This is a genomic window from Streptosporangium sp. NPDC050148, from assembly GCF_055586505.1.
Genome location: NZ_JBVJIA010000008.1, coordinates 36,656 through 54,310, shown reverse-complemented (window position 1 = coordinate 54,310; position 17,655 = coordinate 36,656). Strand labels below are relative to the sequence as shown.

Annotated in this window: 16 protein-coding genes; 6 read left to right on the top strand and 10 right to left on the bottom strand. The window is 72.1% G+C overall.

Annotated elements, in window-relative coordinates:
* Nucleotides 1–123: 123 nt before the first annotated feature.
* Nucleotides 124–1,212 carry a LacI family DNA-binding transcriptional regulator gene (locus ACZ6RT_RS11015; protein ID WP_399189530.1) on the bottom strand — a complete coding sequence of 363 codons (1,089 nt, stop codon included), beginning with the start codon at nt 1,210–1,212 and terminating at the stop codon, nt 124–126.
* Nucleotides 1,213–1,347: 135 nt separating this feature from the next.
* On the opposite strand from ACZ6RT_RS11015, the gene ACZ6RT_RS11010 reads away from it, so the two are divergent.
* Nucleotides 1,348–2,046, top strand: coding sequence for a TetR/AcrR family transcriptional regulator (locus tag ACZ6RT_RS11010; RefSeq protein WP_399189528.1), 699 nt, complete (start codon nt 1,348–1,350; stop codon nt 2,044–2,046).
* A gap of 308 nt (nt 2,047–2,354) precedes the next feature.
* Here the strand turns inward: ACZ6RT_RS11010 and bldC are convergent, their stop codons facing one another.
* Nucleotides 2,355–2,558 (bottom strand): developmental transcriptional regulator BldC, encoded by a 204-nt coding sequence (bldC, locus tag ACZ6RT_RS11005; protein ID WP_013133571.1) that lies wholly within the window; start codon nt 2,556–2,558, stop codon nt 2,355–2,357.
* A 318-nt stretch (nt 2,559–2,876) separates the two neighbouring features.
* Nucleotides 2,877–3,740 (bottom strand): DUF8083 family protein, encoded by an 864-nt coding sequence (locus ACZ6RT_RS11000; protein ID WP_399189526.1) that lies wholly within the window; start codon nt 3,738–3,740, stop codon nt 2,877–2,879.
* A 178-nt stretch (nt 3,741–3,918) separates the two neighbouring features.
* Between ACZ6RT_RS11000 and ACZ6RT_RS10995 the strand changes: the two genes are divergently transcribed.
* A complete protein-coding gene (locus tag ACZ6RT_RS10995; protein WP_399189523.1) occupies nt 3,919–5,022 on the top strand; it encodes a Leu/Phe/Val dehydrogenase in 1,104 nt (367 codons plus the stop codon).
* Nucleotides 5,023–5,170: 148 nt separating this feature from the next.
* Nucleotides 5,171–5,404 (top strand): DUF3073 domain-containing protein, encoded by a 234-nt coding sequence (locus ACZ6RT_RS10990; protein WP_344899803.1) that lies wholly within the window; start codon nt 5,171–5,173, stop codon nt 5,402–5,404.
* 187 nt (nt 5,405–5,591) lie between these two features.
* Here the strand turns inward: ACZ6RT_RS10990 and purM are convergent, their stop codons facing one another.
* On the bottom strand, nt 5,592–6,617 hold the full coding sequence (gene purM / locus ACZ6RT_RS10985; RefSeq protein WP_470153118.1) for a phosphoribosylformylglycinamidine cyclo-ligase: 1,026 nt from the start codon (nt 6,615–6,617) through the stop codon (nt 5,592–5,594).
* A gap of 52 nt (nt 6,618–6,669) precedes the next feature.
* Nucleotides 6,670–8,115 carry an amidophosphoribosyltransferase gene (gene purF / locus ACZ6RT_RS10980; protein ID WP_399189519.1) on the bottom strand — a complete coding sequence of 482 codons (1,446 nt, stop codon included), beginning with the start codon at nt 8,113–8,115 and terminating at the stop codon, nt 6,670–6,672.
* Between the two features lie 162 nt (nt 8,116–8,277).
* Between purF and ACZ6RT_RS10975 the strand changes: the two genes are divergently transcribed.
* On the top strand, nt 8,278–9,342 hold the full coding sequence (locus tag ACZ6RT_RS10975) for a DUF4190 domain-containing protein (RefSeq protein WP_470153116.1): 1,065 nt from the start codon (nt 8,278–8,280) through the stop codon (nt 9,340–9,342).
* 145 nt (nt 9,343–9,487) lie between these two features.
* On the opposite strand, the gene ACZ6RT_RS10970 is transcribed toward ACZ6RT_RS10975, so the two are convergent.
* Nucleotides 9,488–9,934: a sterol carrier family protein gene (locus ACZ6RT_RS10970; protein WP_399189515.1), complete on the bottom strand. Its 447-nt coding sequence runs from the start codon at nt 9,932–9,934 to the stop codon at nt 9,488–9,490.
* 186 nt (nt 9,935–10,120) lie between these two features.
* Here ACZ6RT_RS10970 and ACZ6RT_RS10965 point away from each other — a divergent pair, with 186 nt between their 5' ends.
* Nucleotides 10,121–12,214, top strand: coding sequence for a PhoX family protein (locus ACZ6RT_RS10965; RefSeq protein ID WP_470153114.1), 2,094 nt, complete (start codon nt 10,121–10,123; stop codon nt 12,212–12,214).
* Between the two features lie 203 nt (nt 12,215–12,417).
* Here ACZ6RT_RS10965 and ACZ6RT_RS10960 read toward each other — a convergent pair whose 3' ends face one another.
* The gene (locus tag ACZ6RT_RS10960; RefSeq protein ID WP_470153112.1) at nt 12,418–12,927 is read right to left on the bottom strand and encodes a hypothetical protein; all 510 of its coding nucleotides are present in this window, start codon (nt 12,925–12,927) and stop codon (nt 12,418–12,420) included.
* 243 nt (nt 12,928–13,170) lie between these two features.
* Nucleotides 13,171–14,607 carry a DHA2 family efflux MFS transporter permease subunit gene (locus ACZ6RT_RS10955; protein WP_470153110.1) on the bottom strand — a complete coding sequence of 479 codons (1,437 nt, stop codon included), beginning with the start codon at nt 14,605–14,607 and terminating at the stop codon, nt 13,171–13,173.
* A gap of 82 nt (nt 14,608–14,689) precedes the next feature.
* Here ACZ6RT_RS10955 and ACZ6RT_RS10950 point away from each other — a divergent pair, with 82 nt between their 5' ends.
* Nucleotides 14,690–15,355 (top strand): TetR/AcrR family transcriptional regulator, encoded by a 666-nt coding sequence (locus ACZ6RT_RS10950; protein ID WP_399190031.1) that lies wholly within the window; start codon nt 14,690–14,692, stop codon nt 15,353–15,355.
* Between the two features lie 27 nt (nt 15,356–15,382).
* Here ACZ6RT_RS10950 and ACZ6RT_RS10945 read toward each other — a convergent pair whose 3' ends face one another.
* Both ACZ6RT_RS10945 and ACZ6RT_RS10940 read right to left on the bottom strand, forming a co-directional pair.
* Nucleotides 15,383–16,858 (bottom strand): MFS transporter, encoded by a 1,476-nt coding sequence (locus ACZ6RT_RS10945; protein WP_399189507.1) that lies wholly within the window; start codon nt 16,856–16,858, stop codon nt 15,383–15,385.
* A 105-nt stretch (nt 16,859–16,963) separates the two neighbouring features.
* Entirely contained in the window at nt 16,964–17,638 is a 675-nt protein-coding gene (locus tag ACZ6RT_RS10940) for a Crp/Fnr family transcriptional regulator (RefSeq protein WP_344899790.1), read from the bottom strand.
* Between the last annotated feature and the right edge of the window lie 17 nt (nt 17,639–17,655).

The window sequence follows — 17,655 nt, the reverse complement described above, 5'->3', positions numbered from 1 at the left end:
TGTTACCCCCCTCGTCTCGCTCGGAGTCAACACCGGCGGCGCGCCGTGGTCCGGGATGTTGACCTGGATTTGGGGAGGTCATGGAGCCTGCCTGGGCGTCCTGTAACGCTCCAGGCAGGCCGTTTACCCCGGGGTGGGGCTCGTGCTGCGCCGTACGACCAGTTCGGGGGCGACCTGCCGCAGGCGCGAGGCCTTGCCGGGGTCGCCGATCCGGTCGTGCAGCAGGGCGGCGGCGGAACGCCCCATGGCACGGCGTGGCTGGTCCACGGTGGTCAGCGCGACCGGCTGGGTCCCGGCGCGGCGGATGTTGTCGTACCCGACCACGGACAGGTCCTCGGGGACGCGCAGGCCCAGCTCGGCGGCGGCGGACAGGACGCCCATGGCCACCAGGTCGTTGGCGGCGAAGATCGCTGTGGGCCGGGGGTCGCGGGTGAGCAGGCTGTGCGCCGCGCGCGCGCCGCCCTCCTCGCTGGGCTCGCCCTCCTCGACCATGATGTACGGGGCCAGGGAGTGCCTGCGCATCGCGACCAGGTAGCCCTCGCAGCGGAAACGCCCGCAGGAGATGCCGGTCGCCTCGATGTGGGCGATCCTGCGGTGGCCGAGCTCCACCAGGTGGTCGACGGCCAGGCGGGCACCGAGCTGGTCGTCGTCGACGACGATGTCCACGCCGCCGAGGTCGATGTCGCGCTCGCCCACCACGACCGTGGGCGTGTAGCCGGTGGCCTCGACGAGCGTGCCGCTGGTGGGCGCGATGCCGAGCAGGACGAGCCCGTCGACGCGCAGTTCGAGGAAGGCCTCGACCGCCTCGTCCTCGAAGGCGGGGTCCCACTGGCTGTTGCCGATGAGGAGCCTCAGCCCGTCGCCGTGCAGGCTCTCCTGCAGGCCGTCCAGGAACTCGGCGTAGAAGGGGTTGTGCAGGTCGGCGACGAGCGCCCCGACCAGGTGGGTACGGCCCTCGACCAGGCTGCGCGCGACCGCGTTGGGCCGGTAGCCGAGGTCTCTGGCGGCCTGGAGCACGGCCTGGCGGCGGTGCTCGCTGACGTGCGGCGAACCGCGCAGCACGAGCGAGACCAGTGATTTGGAGACACCGGCTCGTTCTGCCACGTTGCGGATCGTGGGTCTGGGGCGTGGTCCCCCGCCCCCGTCGGACAAGACGGGCGCGGTGAACTCGCGGGCTCGGGTGACGGTGGTGTTGACCGGCGGTCCTGACATGGCTCTCCCCCGGGATGGTGGATGGGCACCTGTCACTCAAAACGATCGAGTTCCTAATGGGGTACGGCCTCGGCGCGAGGGAACTCCGATCTTGACCCCGCCGTCGCGCGTGTCGGCTCCGCTAGTGTGCACGGTGTGGGTTCGACATCCGGAGCCGCCGAGCAGGCGAGACCTGCGGCGGGCGGCGCGCGACCGGCACGGCGCAGGCTCAGCGTGGACCGGCGTCGTGAGGAGCTCATGATGGCGGCCCTGGAGCTGTTCAGCCGGCATGACGCCGAGGACGTGTCGATCGACGACGTGGCCTCCGCGGCGGGCGCGTCACGGGCCCTGGTCTACCACTACTTCGGCGGCAAGCAGGAGCTGTACGTCGCCGCCCTCAAGAGCGCCGCGGCCCAGCTGGAGGCGCGGCTGCGGCCGCACCAGGACGGGCGCCCGCTGGAGGAGATGACGGGGGGCCTGACCCGTTACTTCGACTTCGTCGAGGAGCACGCCGCGGGGTTCGCCGCGCTGCTCAGGGGCGGCCCCGCCAACCGCAGCGGCGAGATCGGCGAGATCGTCGACTCCGTCCGGCAGCGGCTGTTCCGTCTGATCATGAAGCAGATGCGGGTCGAAGAGCCGGGGCCGGTGCTGCGCATCACGCTGCGCTCGTGGATCGCCTCGGTCGAGACCGCGGGCCTGGACTGGCTGGAGCACCGCGACGTCGAGCGGCCCGAGCTGGAGCGTCTGCTGATCGACCAGATGGTGGCGCTGCTCGGGGCGGCGGCACGGCACGACGCCCGGGTCGCCCGGCTGCTGGCCGATCTGGAAACGGACCGGCCGGCCGGATCCGGCTGATCCCCGGCACGCGCGGCCGCTCCCCGGTCCCTCGCGGCCGCTCCCCGGTCCCGTCCCGGACGTGTCCCGTCCGGTCCCGCCCCGCGGCCTCGCCGCGGTCCCGCTCCCGTCCCGCTCGCGTCGGTCCGTCCCCCCGTGGGACGCGTGCCCGTCACGGTGCGAGGACCGTCGGGCGTGAGCGCGTGTTCTTCGCGGAACGCGTGCCGGGGCGGCGCCGGGCGGGCGGCGCCGCTCCCCACGAATCTGTGGCCTGCGCGCTCACGTGGGGAGCGCGCACCAATCCCCCTAGGTCGGTAACGGCCCCCGTCTTACTCTGAGCGCTGTTGCGGAATCCCCGCCAGCAGCGCGCGAACCTCGGTCTCCCGGTACCGGCGGTGCCCACCCAGGGTGCGGATGGACGTCAACTTGCCCGCCTTCGCCCACCGGGTCACGGTCTTGGGATCGACCCGGAACATGGTTGCGACCTCCGCCGGGGTGAGCAGCGGCTCTGCCTCGGGTGTACGAGCTGACATTTGTGCGGCCTCTCCTCCATGTGGACCGGCGACAGCGATCCTGCGACTTGACGCTTGTCACGGATGTCCGCCTATGGCCCATGCGTGCGGCTGTTTGGGCCATATGCGGCATCACCCGATGTGACCATACAGCCACGTAGAGCGATTGGCGAGCCTTTGAGCGACTCATCTCTCTTGTACACCTGTTGTGGTCACGCTCGGTGATTCTAGCGACACGTTTCGTGGTATCGCAGTGAAAACGGCAAACTACTCAGTTCGTAGGTGCATCCCCGGTCATCGACGGATCTACTTACGCAGGTCGAAGGGTGGATTTGCGACTCAGTTTGCTGATTCGAGAAGTTGTATTGATCTCCAGCGGAGAATGACGCGCTGATACATGGCGAACGCCAGTTCTTCCTCGCCTTTTTCCAGACCCGTCAGCGCCGCGGCGAGCTCGGCCACCGACTCGTCGGCCTGGAGCGTCTCGTCGTCCATCAGGTTGACGATGCCCCCGTAGTCGAGCTCGACCAGCGAGTGGGGGTGGAACTCCTCCAGCCAGCGCGCCACGTCCTCCACCTCGCCGGTGACCGGGACCTCCCCCACCTGCCTCCTGATGATCTGCAGGGCGCGGGCGCTGCGGCGCCGGGCGTGGGCCATGGACGTGACGTAGATCAGGTTGCGCGTGGTGGTGGTGCCCTCCTGGCCCTGGTCCCCGGGCCCGTCGATGACCAGCCAGCGCTCGTTGCCGTCGAAGGGGACGAACCACGAGGTCGGAACGTGCCAGGTGGAGCCGCGGATGTGGGTGCGCAGCGCGGCCGAGTCGGTGCGGCGCTTGAACCGGTCGAAGTCGTCGGCCGTCTGCGCGGCCACCGCGGCCGGGACGAACCGCTCCATCAGCTTGGGCGGGGTCGCGCCGCGGAAGCGCGAGAAGGCCAGCCAGGACCGCAGCCTGCTCTGCCAGGGGCAGACGTACAGGACGTCCTCCACGCGCCTCAGATAGGCGTTGGGGCTCTCCTGGGCGGGCGCCGGTGCCGGGGGCACCCCGAGGAGGCGGCGCACCGCCTCGCCGTGCTCGGCGTGCAGGGCGCCGGCCCGGCGCGGCCGGTCGGTCGCCTCGGCGTAGGCGGCCCAGGAGGCGCGCTCCGCCGGGGCGAACGCGGCCAGCGGTTCGTAGACGCGGAGGTAAGCGGCGTAGGGCAGCACGACCGCATCGTGTCACGAAGCGCGGGTCGTTGTCCGTAGCCGGGGGCCTCGGGCGGGTGCCGTCTCGGACACTGAGACGAGCCGGTGCGGGAATCGTCCCCAGGCCGGAGGGTGGTTACGCTGAAGGTGATCTCCGCCGCGACGGTGCGGTGGTAACGAACGACTGGGAGTCACCACAGTGACCGACGTCTTCGGGCTGTCCCACAAGGACGCGGGCTCGGTAACCGGCCAGACCAGACACGAGCAGGTCGTCTTCTGCTCCGATGAGCGCAGCGGCCTGCGCGCGATCATCGCCATCCACAACACCGCCCTCGGCCCGGCCCTGGGCGGCACCAGGTTCTACCCGTACGAGAGCGAGCAGGCCGCGCTGGCGGACGTGCTCAACCTCTCGCGGGCGATGGCCTACAAGAACGCCCTCGCCGGGCTCGACCTCGGCGGCGGCAAGGCCGTGATCATCGGGGATCCGTCGAAGGACAAGAGCGAGGCGCTGCTGCGGGCCTACGGCCGCTTCGTCCAGTCGCTGGGGGGCCGCTACTTCACCGCCTGCGACGTCGGCACCTACAGCGAGGACATGGACGTCGTGGCCCGCGAGAGCTCCTACGTGACCGGCCGCACGCTGGCCCACGGCGGGGCGGGCGACTCGTCGATCCTGACCGCCTACGGCGTGTTCCAGGGCATGCGCGCCGCCGCCGAGCACTCCTGGGGCACCGCGTCGCTGCGCGGCCGGAGGGTCGGCGTGGAGGGGGTGGGCAAGGTGGGCCACCGCCTGGTCGGCCACCTGGTCGAGGACGGGGCCGAGGTCGTGGTCTGCGACGTGAGCGAGCGGGCCGTGGAGCGGCTCGTCGGGCTCCACCCGCAGGTGCAGGTGGTCGCCGACCGGCTGGAGCTGACCGCGTCGGCCCTCGACGTCTACGCGCCGTGCGCCCTCGGCGGGGCGCTGGACGACGACACCGTGGCCCGGCTGAGCGCCACGGTGGTCTGCGGCGGGGCCAACAACCAGCTCGCCCACCCCGGCGTGGAGAAGCAGCTCGCCGACCGCGGGATCCTCTACGCGCCCGACTACGTGGTCAACGCCGGCGGGGTCATCCAGGTCGCCGACGAGATCGAGGGATTCAACATGGACCGGGCGCGGGCAAAGGCCACCCAGATCCACGACACGACTCTCAAGATCTTCTCCAGTGCGGCGGAGGATGGCGTACCTCCGGCCGTCGCAGCCGATAGGCTAGCCGAGCGCAGAATGTCGGAAGTCGGGCGAATCAGGGGCATTTGGCTAGGCCACTAGCCCCACACGCCCATACGGCGTACCGAGCCGGGCGTAAAACGGGTACGGTTGTAGGCGAACGAGAGCTGACGCTCAAGTCAGGTGCGTCAGCGCGTGGTGCGTTAGCGACGAGGGGTCGGGCACGACCCCACACGAGGGGGTCGAGCCAATGGGGCGCGGCCGAGCAAAGGCCAAGCAGGTCAAGGTTGCTCGCCAGCTGAAGTACAACAGCGGTGGCACTGATCTTGAGCGTCTTCGCGACGAGCTCGGAGTCAGAGACGACTCCAACCACGACGACGACTCCAACGACGCCTACGACGAGCTGGCGGAGCGGTACGCCGACTACGCCGAGGACTTCGGCGCCGGTGACGACCGCGACGACGGGCCCTCCGGCCGCCGTTAGGCGGCTTTCAGATCAACGTGGTGCGGGGACACCCGGCGGTGAACGGCCGCCGGGTGTTCTTCTCGTCCGGCGGTCCGTGATCGGTGACATGAGGCGCTCCGGGTGACCCGGAGCGCCTTTCGTCGTACCCGGGCCCGGAGGCTTCCGGATCACCGCTCCGGGAGTGCTCCGGGACCGGCTGAAACGATCAGCTGAAGCGCGCCCGGCCGGTGCCCGGCACGACCTCGCCCAGCACCCAGGCCGGCAGGTTCCGCTCGCCCAGCAGCGCCAGGGCCGCGTCCACGGCCTCCGCGGGGACGATCGCCGCCATGCCCACGCCCAGGTTGAACGTCCGGTCCATGTCGTCCCGGCCCACCCCGCCGTGCCCGGCGAGCACCTCGAAGACGGCCGGGGGCGTCCAGGACGAGCGGTCCAGGACCGCGTCCAGCCCGGACGGCAGCGAACGGGACAGGTTGCCCGCCAGGCCGCCGCCGGTGATGTGCGCGTACGCGTGCACCTCGACCGTGCGGGCCAGCTCCAGGCAGTCGAGCGAGTAGATCCTGGTCGGCTCCAGCAGCTCCTCGCCCAGCGTCCTGCCCAGCTCGGGCACCTCGGCCTCCAGCGAGAGGCCGGCGGTCGCGATGATGTGCCGGACCAGCGAGTAGCCGTTGGAGTGCACGCCCGAGGAGGCCAGGGCCAGGACCACGTCGCCCTCGCGGACCCTGTGCCCGCCGAGCATCGCGTCGGCCTCCACCACGCCGGTGGCGGCCCCGGCGAGGTCGTACTCGTCTGCGCCCATGGCACCGGGGTGCTCGGCCGTCTCGCCGCCGATCAGCGCGCAGCCGGCCAGCCGGCAGCCCTCGGCGACACCGCCGACGATCTCGGCGATCCGCTCGGGCACCACCTTGCCGCAGGCGATGTAGTCGGTCATGAAGAGCGGCTCGGCGCCGCAGACCACCAGGTCGTCGACGACCATGCCGACCAGGTCGATCCCGATCGTGTCGTGCTTGTCCAGCCGCTGGGCCAGCATGACCTTGGTGCCGACGCCGTCGGTGGAGCCGGTCAGCAGCGGGCGCCGGTACGACAGCAGGGCCGAGGCGTCGAAGAGACCGGCGAAGCCGCTGGGGTCGTCCACCACCTCGGGCCGGCGCGACCGCGCGACCTTCGCCTTCATCAGCTCGACGGCGCGCTCGCCCGCCTCGATGTCCACCCCGGCGGTCGCGTAACTGGTCATCGGGCGTCTCTCCTCGGGCGGGTGGCCCGGCCCGTCCGGGCCCGGGCGCGGCTCACAGCTTGGCCTCCAGCACGAACTTGCCCACGTTGTCCTGGTCGATGGGGATCGGGTAGTTCCCGTCGAAGCAGGCGCGGCAGAGCCGGTCGGCCGGGATCGTGGTGGCCGCGGTCAGGCCCTCCAGGGAGATGTAACCCAGCGAGTCGGCGCCCAGCGAGGCGCGGATCTCCTCCACGCCGAGCGAGCCGGCGATCAGCTCGGCCCGGGTGGCGAAGTCGATGCCGTAGAAGCAGGGCCAGCTGACCGGCGGGGAGGAGATCCGGACGTGGACCTCGACGGCGCCCGCCTCGCGGAGCATCTTGACGATCGCCCGCTGCGTGTTGCCCCGCACGATGGAGTCGTCCACGACCACCAGGCGCTTGCCCGCGACGACCTCCCTCAGCGGGTTGAGCTTCAGGCGGATGCCCAGCTGGCGGATCGTCTGGGACGGCTGGATGAAGGTCCGGCCCACGTAGGAGTTCTTGACGAGCCCCTGGCCGTACGGGATCCCGCTCTCCTCGGCGTAGCCGACGGCGGCGGGGGTGCCCGACTCGGGCGTGGGGATGACCAGGTCGGCCTCGACCGGGTGCTCGCGGGCCAGCACCCGGCCGACCTCGACGCGGGTGGTCTGCACGCCGCGCCCGGCGATCGTGGTGTCCGGGCGGGCCAGGTAGACGTACTCGAACAGGCAGCCCTTGGGCTCGGACAGGGCGAACCTGCGCGAGCGCACCCCGCGCTCGTCGATGGTGATCAGCTCGCCCGGCTCGATCTCGCGGACGAACGTGGCGCCCACGATGTCCAGGGCCGCGGTCTCGGAGGCGACGGCCCAGCCGCGCTCCAGGCGCCCGAGGACCAGCGGGCGCACGCCCTGCGGGTCGCGGGCCGCGTACAGCGTCTTCTCGTCCATGAAGACGAGCGAGTAGGCACCCCTGACCTGCGGGAGGAGCTGCGCGGCCGCGTCGTCGACGGACCGGCCGCGGTCCTGGGCCAGCAGCGCCGCCAGCACCTCGGTGTCGGTGGTCGCCCGGGTGGAGCCCGGTGCCAGGCGCCGGGCCAGCTCCGGGGTGTTGATCAGGTTGCCGTTGTGGGCGAGCGCGAGCCCGCCGCCGTCGGTCGAGCTCAGCGTGGGCTGCGCGTTCTCCCAGACACTGGACCCGGTGGTCGAGTAGCGGCAGTGGCCGATCGCCAGGTGGCCGCGGAGGGTTCCGAGCACGGACTCGTCGAAGACCTGGGCCACCAGGCCCATGTCCTTGTAGACGAGGATTCTGCTGCCTTCACTGACCGCGATGCCCGCGGACTCCTGGCCGCGGTGCTGCAACGCGTACAGCCCGTAGTAGGTGAGTTTGGAGACTTCTTCCCCAGGGGCCCAGACCCCGAAGACGCCACATGCGTCCTTCGGAGGCAGGTCGTGGGGGTCAAGGTCATGGCTCAGATGGCCGTCGCCCTTCAGCACATGCTTCATTCTAGGTCGGCTTCCTCCCTGCTCGCACCCCCGGGTCCGTTCCGCGACATGCCGCACCCTGACCGAAGGGTCATCGGCGTTTTGCCGTGTCAGCCTGTTTCACGGGGAAGGAGAGGGGGATTCTGGGGTATCCGGCCATGTCCGAGCGTCGGGAGAAGAGACGTGACAACACCTGTGGACCCGAACCAGCCCGATCCGCGGCGCGAGCCCCGTGAGCGGCGTCCCGACCAGGAAGGGGCCGGTGCGGAGGAGCCCTCCGGCGGAGCCGCTTCCGGTCCCGGGAACGCCGGAGACCCCGGAGGTGCCGGGGACGCCGGGGGTGCCGGCCGCGGGAGTTCCGCTCCCGGCGGGTCGAGCGCCTTCGGCCCCGACGACCCGCCCACCTCGCCGCTCCCCTCCCAGGACGACGCCTACGGGGAGTCCTCCCGCCCGGTCCCGGGCGGCACGCCGCCCGCCTACCCGGGCTGGGAGGGCAGCTCGGAGACCCCGGGCGCGCCCGGCACTTCGGGGGCGCCCGTCGCCCCCACCACGCCCTCGCGGTACGACCCGCCGACGCCGTCAGGGCCGTCCGGTTCGTCCCAGCCCGAGCAGCCCGGCCGGTGGGAGCAGCCCGGGCAGGCGGACGGGCCCGGCTACGGCGGGCAACCGGGATACCAGGGACAGGGGGAACAGACCGGACCCGGCGGGCAGCCCGGATACGGCGAGCAACCCGGACATGAAGGACAGCAGGGATACGCGGGGCAGCCCGGCTACGGCGGGCAGCAGGGACAGCAGGCCGGACAGTCCTACGCCCAGCCCGGTGCGCAGGCGCCCTCGGGGGCCGGCCCCTACCCGCAGGCCCAGGGCGGCGCGGCGTACCCGTCGGCGCCCGGCTACCCGGGCCAGCCCTATCCGGAGCATCCCGGGGACCGGCGCAGGCCGGGCGGGGGGCTCGGCACCGCCGCTCTCGTCCTGGGGATCGTGTCCCTGCTGCTGCTGGTCGTCTGCGGCCTGGGCGTGCTGGTGGCGGTCGTCGGCCTGATCCTCGGCATCGTCGCGCTGGTCAAGCGGTCCAACCCCGGCCGGGCCTGGGTGGGCATCGTGCTGAGCATCCTCACCCTGGTGCTCGCCGCGGTCCTGGTGGGCTGGCTCTACAACAAGGTCGGCGACTGCGTGAACCTGCCCCAGGAGCTCCAGCAGCGCTGCATCGAGGAACGGTTCGGCGTCCAGGTGCGACCCGCGCCGTGACCCCCGGCGGGGCCGCCCGCCCATCCGGGGCGGCCCCGCCGGGGTCCTGTCCCGCCGCGGCCCTGCCCGGTCCCGCGGCCCGCGCCACGCCGGTCCGCCCGCGCGGGCACGCCCGTGGGGGCACGGCGCCGGCGCGGCGGGACGGTCAGCGCAGCGGGAGGTGGTCCGACAGGTCGGCACGGGCCCCGCTGGCCGCCACCCTGCCGGTCGCCATCGCCTCCGCCCAGGTCATGCGGCCGGTGGCGAGGTCCAGCCAGGTACGCGCGTCGGTCTCCACCACGTTGGGCGGGGTGCCGCGGGTGTGCCGGGGCCCCTCCACGCACTGCACCGCCGCGTAGGGCGGGACCCGGACCTCGACGGTCCGGCCGGGGGCGGCCGTCGCCAGCTCGTCCAGCAGGTGGCGTACGGCGAAGCGGGTGATCTCCCGTTCGGGCCGGACCTGCCGCTCGAAGGCCCGCGACACCACGCTCACGCAGGCTCCCAGCAGGGCGGCGAGCCCTCCGGGACCGTCGTAGGGCGGCTCGTCGAGAGCGCTCAGCTGGGCGTCGAGGGCGGCGCGTACCTTGGCGGCGTCGGGCTTGTGAGGTGGCACGTCCACCATGATGCCCGCGGGGAGCGGCCGGTACGGACCGAAGGGACCCGCCGGGCGGGTACAAGATCCCTTCTGAGCAGCCGTTTCCGTGAACGGTTCATCGTCCGGGTGAACGTCGTTCACCCCGGGTTCGGCCGGCCCGCGTAGCGTCCCGGCCGAAAGACCTCGCCCCCTTTGGAGGACCCTGTGGCGAACACGGCGCCGCGCAGACTGCTCCCCTTGCTCATGAGCCCGCACAAGGGTGGGCGTAGCGCGCTCACCTGCCGGTTCCGCTGCGGTGACCAGTGCGCCCATGACGTGGTGAACACCAGTGAGAACACCTACTTCGGCGACGTGGTCGCCGAGGCCGTGAGCCGCCGGGGCATGCTGCGCGCCGGCGCGCTGGGCGCGCTGGTCGCCGGGGTGGGGGTCGGCATGTCCGCGCCCGCCGTCGCCGACCCGGACGTCGACGCCCTGGAGCGCGGTCGCGGCCACGGCCACGGGCAGGGCCACGGCGGCCGGAACGGCCTGCGCTTCACCGCCGTCCCGCCCAACACCGAGGACAGGGTGACCGTCCCGCCGGGGTACCTGTCGGCGCCCGTGGTGCGCTGGGGGGACCCGGTGCTGCCCGGCGCCCCCGCGTTCGACTTCGAGAACCAGACGGCCGAGGCCCAGGCCGCCCAGTTCGGCTACAACTGCGACTACGTGACGCTCTTCCCGCTGGGCCAGCGGCGCGGCCTGCTCTGGGTCAACCACGAGTACACCGACGAGAACCTGATGTTCCGCGGCTACACCGACGGCACCGCCGCGACCGAGGAGCAGATCAGGATCGGGATGGCCGCCCACGGCGGCTCGGTGGTCGAGATCGAGCGGGTGGGCTCCTCCGGTCAGTGGAAGCTGGTCACCCGGGGGTCGCGCCGCTACAACCGCCGCATCACCGTGCACACCCCCATGAGGTTCACCGGCCCGGCGGCCGGCAGCGACCTGCTCAAGACCGCCGCCGACCCGGCGGGCACCAGGCCGGTCGGCATGCTGAACAACTGCGCGGGCGGCACCACGCCGTGGGGCACGGTGCTCAGCGGCGAGGAGAACTTCAACCAGTACTTCGTCAACGGCACCGCCGTGCCCGAGGCCCAGAAGCCCTTCCTGGCCCGGTACGCGGTGAACACCACCAGCGCGATCCCGAGCGGCAACCGCCGTTTCGACCGGGTCGAGGAGCGCTTCGACCTGGCCAAGCACCCCAACGAGGTCAACCGCACCGGCTGGATCGTGGAGATCGACCCGTTCGACCCCGACTCCACCCCGATCAAGCGCACCGCCCTGGGCCGGATGTGCCACGAGGGCGCCACCACCTCCCTGGCCGCCGACGGCCGGGTGGTGGCCTACATGGGCGACGACTCGCGGTTCGAGTACGTCTACAAGTTCGTCTCCAGGAAGCGCTACATCCCGGGCTTCGACCGGCACAACCGGACGCTGCTGGACGACGGCACGCTGTACGTGGCCCGCTTCACCGGCGACAGCCCGGCCACGGAGATCGACGGCAGCGGGAAGCTCCCCGCCGACGGGCGGTTCGACGGCTCCGGGACCTGGATCCCGCTGGTCACCGGCAACGTCTCGCACGTGCCCGGCATGACGGCCGCCGAGGTGCTCGTCTACACGCGGTCGGCGGCAGACAAGGTCGGGGCGACCAAGATGGACCGTCCCGAGGACGTGGAGCGCAACCCCGTCACCGGCGGCGTCTACGTGGCCCTGACCAACAACTCCAACCGGACCCCGGCCCAGGTGGACGAGGCCAACCCGCGCCCCGCCAACAAGCACGGCCACGTCCTGGAGATCGTCGAGCGGCGCAACGACGCCGGGGCCACGACCTTCGCCTGGTGGCTGCCGCTGGTCTGCGGTGACCCGGACGACCCCGCGACCTACTTCTCCGGGTTCGACAAGAGCCAGGTCTCGCCGATCTCCTGCCCGGACAACGTCGCCTTCGACCCCGAGGGCAACCTCTGGATCTCCACCGACGGCAACCAGCTCGGCGCCCACGACGGCCTGTTCGCCATGCCGGTCCAGGGTCCCGAGCGCGGCCACCTGAAGCAGTTCCTGAGCATGCCGGTCGGTGCGGAGACCTGCGGCCCGCTGGTCACCGCGGACCGGCGCAGCGTCTTCGTCGCCGTACAGCACCCCGGCGAGACCAACGGCGCCACCGTTGAGAACCCCAGCAGCCACTGGCCCGACGGCGGGACCTCCCAGCCCCGCCCGTCCGTGGTGGTCGCCTGGCACGCCCGAGGCGGCCGGATCGGTTCCTGACCGGGGCCTGAAGGACCGGTTCACAGGAACGGCCCCGTCCTCACCACTTCGCCGTGGGCGGTGAGGACGGGGCCGTTCCCTTCCCGGAGCGCTCCGGGATCCCGGGATCACCTCCCGGAGCTCACCGGGAATCCGGGATCACCGGTCGAAGAACTGCCGGACGCTGAACCTTCGCACGCGCAGGGGTGCGGAGTCCCGGCCGATCACCTGGATCCGCCGGACGCGGGTCGCTCGTCCACCGTGACCTTCACGCACCTCAGGCAGGCCCCGTGGCGGCCCGGCAGGGCGGAGTAGGAGACGGACACGGCGCGGTGCGCCAGGCCCCGGCCGGAGAGCCCGAGCCCCACCTCCCGGTAGAGGCGTCTCGATCCCTTCAGGGTGAACGCGGTGGAGCCGATGATCGCGTGGTCCGATCCGGGAGGGCAGTGCACGAACACCCGGACGTGGCTCGCCTGGCGCGGCCACCGGGGAAGGACGCGCAGCGACGCCACGTCCCGCCACGCCGGCGGGATCCCGTCCCCTCCCGAGGGCCCTGCGGCGGCCGTCCCGGTCGTGACGCCCTTCGCGGTGCCCGCCGTGGCCGGGATCTCGGCCGGAACGGCCGGGGAGGTCGTGGCGCGCGGTGCGGGGGTGGGGGCGGCGTCATGCCCGGCCGGGACGCCCGGCCCCGTCACGAGGACGACGGCCGTCACCACCGGTGTCACCGAACGCATGTGCTCCTCCTGCCGGGCACCCGGGCGGCGGCGTGCCCGCCGGGTGGGGACACGGGTTCGGAGGGAGCGAGGTGGACGGGGCCCGGGACGCCGGTCCGGTGCCGGGTCGCCGTACGGCCCGGCCGGTCGTCTCGATTATGCCGGTCATGTCGGCGCGGGCAGGGGAGCCGCGCGGGAACGGGCACGGGCACGTCACGGCCTCCCGACGGGACCGGGGACGGGTGTTCCTCCGCCGGAGGTCCGTCACCCCACCGGGACGGCGGGTCGCCCGGCGGACGCGGCCGGTCGCCGCGGGGAGCGGCCGATCCGCAGCGACAGCAGGCTGACCGGCACGCCCACCGCGATGATGACCGCGGCGACGACCAGCGTGTCGCGGTAGGCGTCCAGGAAGGCCACCGCCTGCCCGGCCCCCTCGGCCAGCGACGCCGACTGCCGAGCGCTCAGTACCGCTCCCAGCAGCGTGATCCCGAGCAGGCCGAAGACCTCGCGCGAGACGTTCAGCACACCCGAGGCGATCCCCGTCCGGCCGGCGGGCAGCGTGCCCAGGATCGCGGTGGTGAGCGGCACCAGCATGCCGCCACCCAGTCCGTAGAGCAGGAACCACGGCAGCAGGTCGCCGTACGACCCGCCCTGTCCGACGAACGAGATCCCGAAGACCGCCACGGCCATCAGCGCGAGCCCGGCCGCCACGACCGGCGCGGTCCCGGCGGCCCGTTCCAGCCTCGGCGCGACGGCCGCGCTGACCGCCATCAGCAGCGCCATCGGCACGAACGCCGCACCGGCCTCGATCGGGGAGAAGCCCAGCGCGTTCTGCAGGTACAGCGCGGTGAAGAAGTAGATCCCGAACACGCCGAAGGACCACAGGCCCATCGAGAGCGTGCCCCCGCTGAACACCCTCGACCGGAACAGCGACAGATCGATCATCGGCTCCCGGCTCCTGATCTCGATCGTCGTGAACGCCAGCGCGGAGACGGCCGCGATCCCGAACGCGCCCAGGATGACCGGCGAGGTCCACCCGGCCCCCGCGCCCTCGATGAGCGCGTACGTCAGCGCGAACAGGGCCAGGCCGGAGGTCGCCAGCCCGGGGACGTCGAGGCCGCGCCGTACCCGCTCCGGCGGGCCGGTCCTGATGGCCCACAGGCCGAGGCCGAACGTCACCACCCCGATCGGCACGTTGATCAGGTAGATCCAGCCCCAGTGCCAGCGCTCGCTGATGAGCCCGCCGGTCAACGGCCCGAGGGCCAGCGCCAGCGCGCCCACCGCGCTCCACAGGCCGACCGCGGTCGCGCGCTCCCGCGGGTCCGGGAAGACCGAGGTGAGCAGTGCCAGCGCGGTGGGGGTCAAAAGCGCCGCGCCCACCCCCTGTACGGCCCTGGTGGCGATGAGCATGCCGCCTCCGGTGGACAGCCCGGCCGCCAGCGACGCGGCGGTGAACACCACCAGGCCGATCAGGAAGATCCGCCGCCTCCCGAAGACGTCGGCCAGGCGCCCGCCCACGAGCATCAGCCCGGCGAACACCAGGATGTAGCCGCTCACGATCCATTCCAGGCCCGAGACGCTCAACCCGAGATCGCGCTGGATCGTCGGCAGCGCCACGTTCACCACGTTGTTGTCGAGATAGGTCATGAAGGTGGCCAGGGAGATCGCTCCCAGTGCCCCCCACCTGCGGGTATCCGTCATCCCATTTCCTCTACGCTGTACTTATACGTCGTACATGTACGGTGCACAGTGGAACTCGTACGGCGTATAGTTGTCAAGCGTGATGGGAAAACTGACCCGCGAGGCGGTCGTCGAGCGGGCGCTGGAGATCGGTGACGCCGAAGGGCTGAACGCGGTGACCATCCGGCGCCTGGCCCAGGAGCTGGGCGTCACGCCGATGGCGCTCTACTGGCACTTCAAGAACAAGGAGCAGCTCACCGTCGCGATGGCCGACCACCTGGTCGAGGGGTTCGTGATCGGCCAGGAGCACGCCGGCCCGTGGCAGGAGCGGCTCCGCGAGCTCGTCACCGGCCTGGTGCGGATCCTGCGGCGGCACCCGTGCGCGGCGTCCGTGCTCAGCGAGGTGGAGCACCTGGAGGTGCCCGCCTTCCTGCGGGTGTGGGACACCAGCCTCGGCCTGGCCAAGCGCGGAGGGTTCTCCCCCGACGAGATCTGCATGATCTCCCAGTACCTGCTCCAGGGCGCGATCGCGCTGGCGGCGGGCCCCACCAGGCACTGCGTTCCCGGCCTGTCCGAGCCGGAGATGGCCGAGCGGACGCGCCTGAAGAGGGTCAGGCTGCAGTCGCTGCCGCCGGACGTCTACCCGCACATCGTGGAGATGGCCGTCCCGCTGTCCGAGGACGGGCCCCCCGGCCTCTACGACACCTTCGGCGTCGACCTCCTGATCACCGGAATCGAGACGCTGGCCGCCCGTACCTCCGGCCGGTGACGCCGCGCGGTTCCCCGCGGCCGCCGATCAGGGCACCGGGTCGGTGGGGCGGCGGGAGCGGGCGAGGGCGGCCATCAGCGCTCCGGCCAGGGCGACGGCGAACAGGACGGCGTAGGTCGTCCTGAAGCCGGTCATCAGCTGCTCGACGGCCACGGGGGAGACGCGCGACAGGGTGCCCGCGTACACCTGCGCGCGCAGCTCGGGGGTGACCGAGCCGGTCAGGACGCTGAGCGTCAGGGCGACGCTCAGCACGATCCCGACGTTCATGATCATGAGCCGGAAGCCGTTCACCACGCCCAGGCTCCCCGCGGGCAGGGCGGACATGACCTGCGTGGTGTTCCCGGTCAGGAAGGTGCCGCTGCCGCAGCCGCACAGGAACAACCCCACCCCGATGATCCAGTACGGCGTGGCGGGGTCGACGTTCAGCAACAGGACGCCCAGCCCGGCCGCGCTCAGCAGGGCGCCTCCCACCGAGAGCGCGTACGGCCGGATCCGGCGGCCGAGGGCGCCCGTCACCGGGGAGGCCAGGGCCATGCCCACGGGCACCGGCAGCACGCCCAGGGCCGCGGTGACCGCGTCGACCCCCCTGGCGGCCTGGAAGTACAGGGCGACGAGCAGGATCAGCGCCGAGCGGGCCAGCGCGTTGCAGAAGGAGGCCAGGTTGGCGAAGGCCAGCATGCGCTCGCCGAACAGCCGCACGTCCAGGACGGGGTGCGCCGCCCGGCGCTCCACCACGACCAGCAGCGGGACCAGCACCACCGTGATCACCGCACCGACGATCACCACCGGGCTGGACAGCCCCCGTGACCCCGCCTCCGACAGCGCGATCAGGGCGGCGGACAGGGCGGCGAACACGATCAGGTTGCCGGTCGCGTCCACCGAACGGCGCGGCCCCCGGGCGACCCGGCGCAGCGTGAACGCGCCCCAGGTCAGGGCGATCAGCCCGGCCGGCACGTTCATCCAGAAGATCCACTGCCAGCCCGCGGTCTCGGCGATCAGGCCGCCCAGGGTGGGGCCGGCGAGCTGGGCGACCGACAGGGTGCCGATGTAGACGCCCATGCCCTGGCTGAGCCGGTCGGGGGGGAAGGCGTCGGTGATGATCACGGTTCCGTTGGCGAGGATCATCGCCGCCCCGACCGCCTGCACCGCGCGCATCGCGATCAGGAACCAGATGCCGGGCGAGAGACCGGCCAGCAGCGACCCCGCGGTGAACAGGACGAACCCCGCCAGATAGACCTCCCGCCGGCCCATCAGGTCGGCCACCCGCCCGAAGAACACCAGCGTCGCGGTGTTGACGAGCAGAAAGGCCAGCAGCACCCAGCCGGCCGCGAACGCGTCCGCGTGGAAGTGCCTGACCACGGTGGGAAGGGCGACGTTCAGCGTGCTGCCGGATATGCCGATCATGACCAGGCCGAGGCTGGTGACCGAGCAGACCCGCCATGCGTAGCGGAGCCTGGAGAGGTATTCGGGGGATCCGGGCAGGTCTTGGGGGATTGCGACCATGAACCTCAGTCTGACGTACGTTGTACGCCGATCTTGGTCCGGCCCGCCCGGAAGCCCTCGCACGTCCTGTCGGTCCGGCCCGCCCGGAAGCCCCCGCGCGCCGTCTCAGCGGGCCCGCTTGCGCAACCCCTCCATGTCGTGCACGATCACGCGCCGCCGGCCCGTCTCGATCAGACCGCGGTCGCGCAGGGAGCGCAGCGCCTTGCTGACAGCCTCCCGCGAGGCCCCGGTCCAGCCCGCCAGCTCGTCCTGGGAGAGCGGCAGCGCGACCCGCACCCCGCCGTTGGACGGCTCGCCGTAGCGCTCGGCCAGCTCGATCAGCCGGGTGGCCACGCGGCCGGTGGTGTCGAACGCGCCGTACTCGATCCGCTTGCGGTCGGAGTCGCGCATCTTGCCGATCAGCATCTTCATCAGCAGCACCGCGACCCTGCCGTGCTCCTGCAGGTAGGCGGGGAAGTCGCGGATCGTGATCCCCTCGACGGGTTCGAGGGCGGTGACCGTGGAGGAGCGGGGCAGCCCGTCGATGGCCGCGAACTCGCCGATCAGCGCGCCGGGCCCGCGGATCGCGAGCACCACCTCACCGCCGGCCGCGGTGTGCGAGGACACCTTGACGCGGCCCGACGTCAGGAGCAGCACCCAGTCGGAGACGTCACCCTCGGTGAACATCGTCGCGCCCCTGTCCCAGTGTCTGGGCCGCCCCGCGGCGTACAGGTCCGCGACCTCCTCACTCGTGAGCTTCGTGATGAACTCGCCCGGCTCGGGGGAAGGGGAAGACGTCATGACCACCTCCTGGCGAT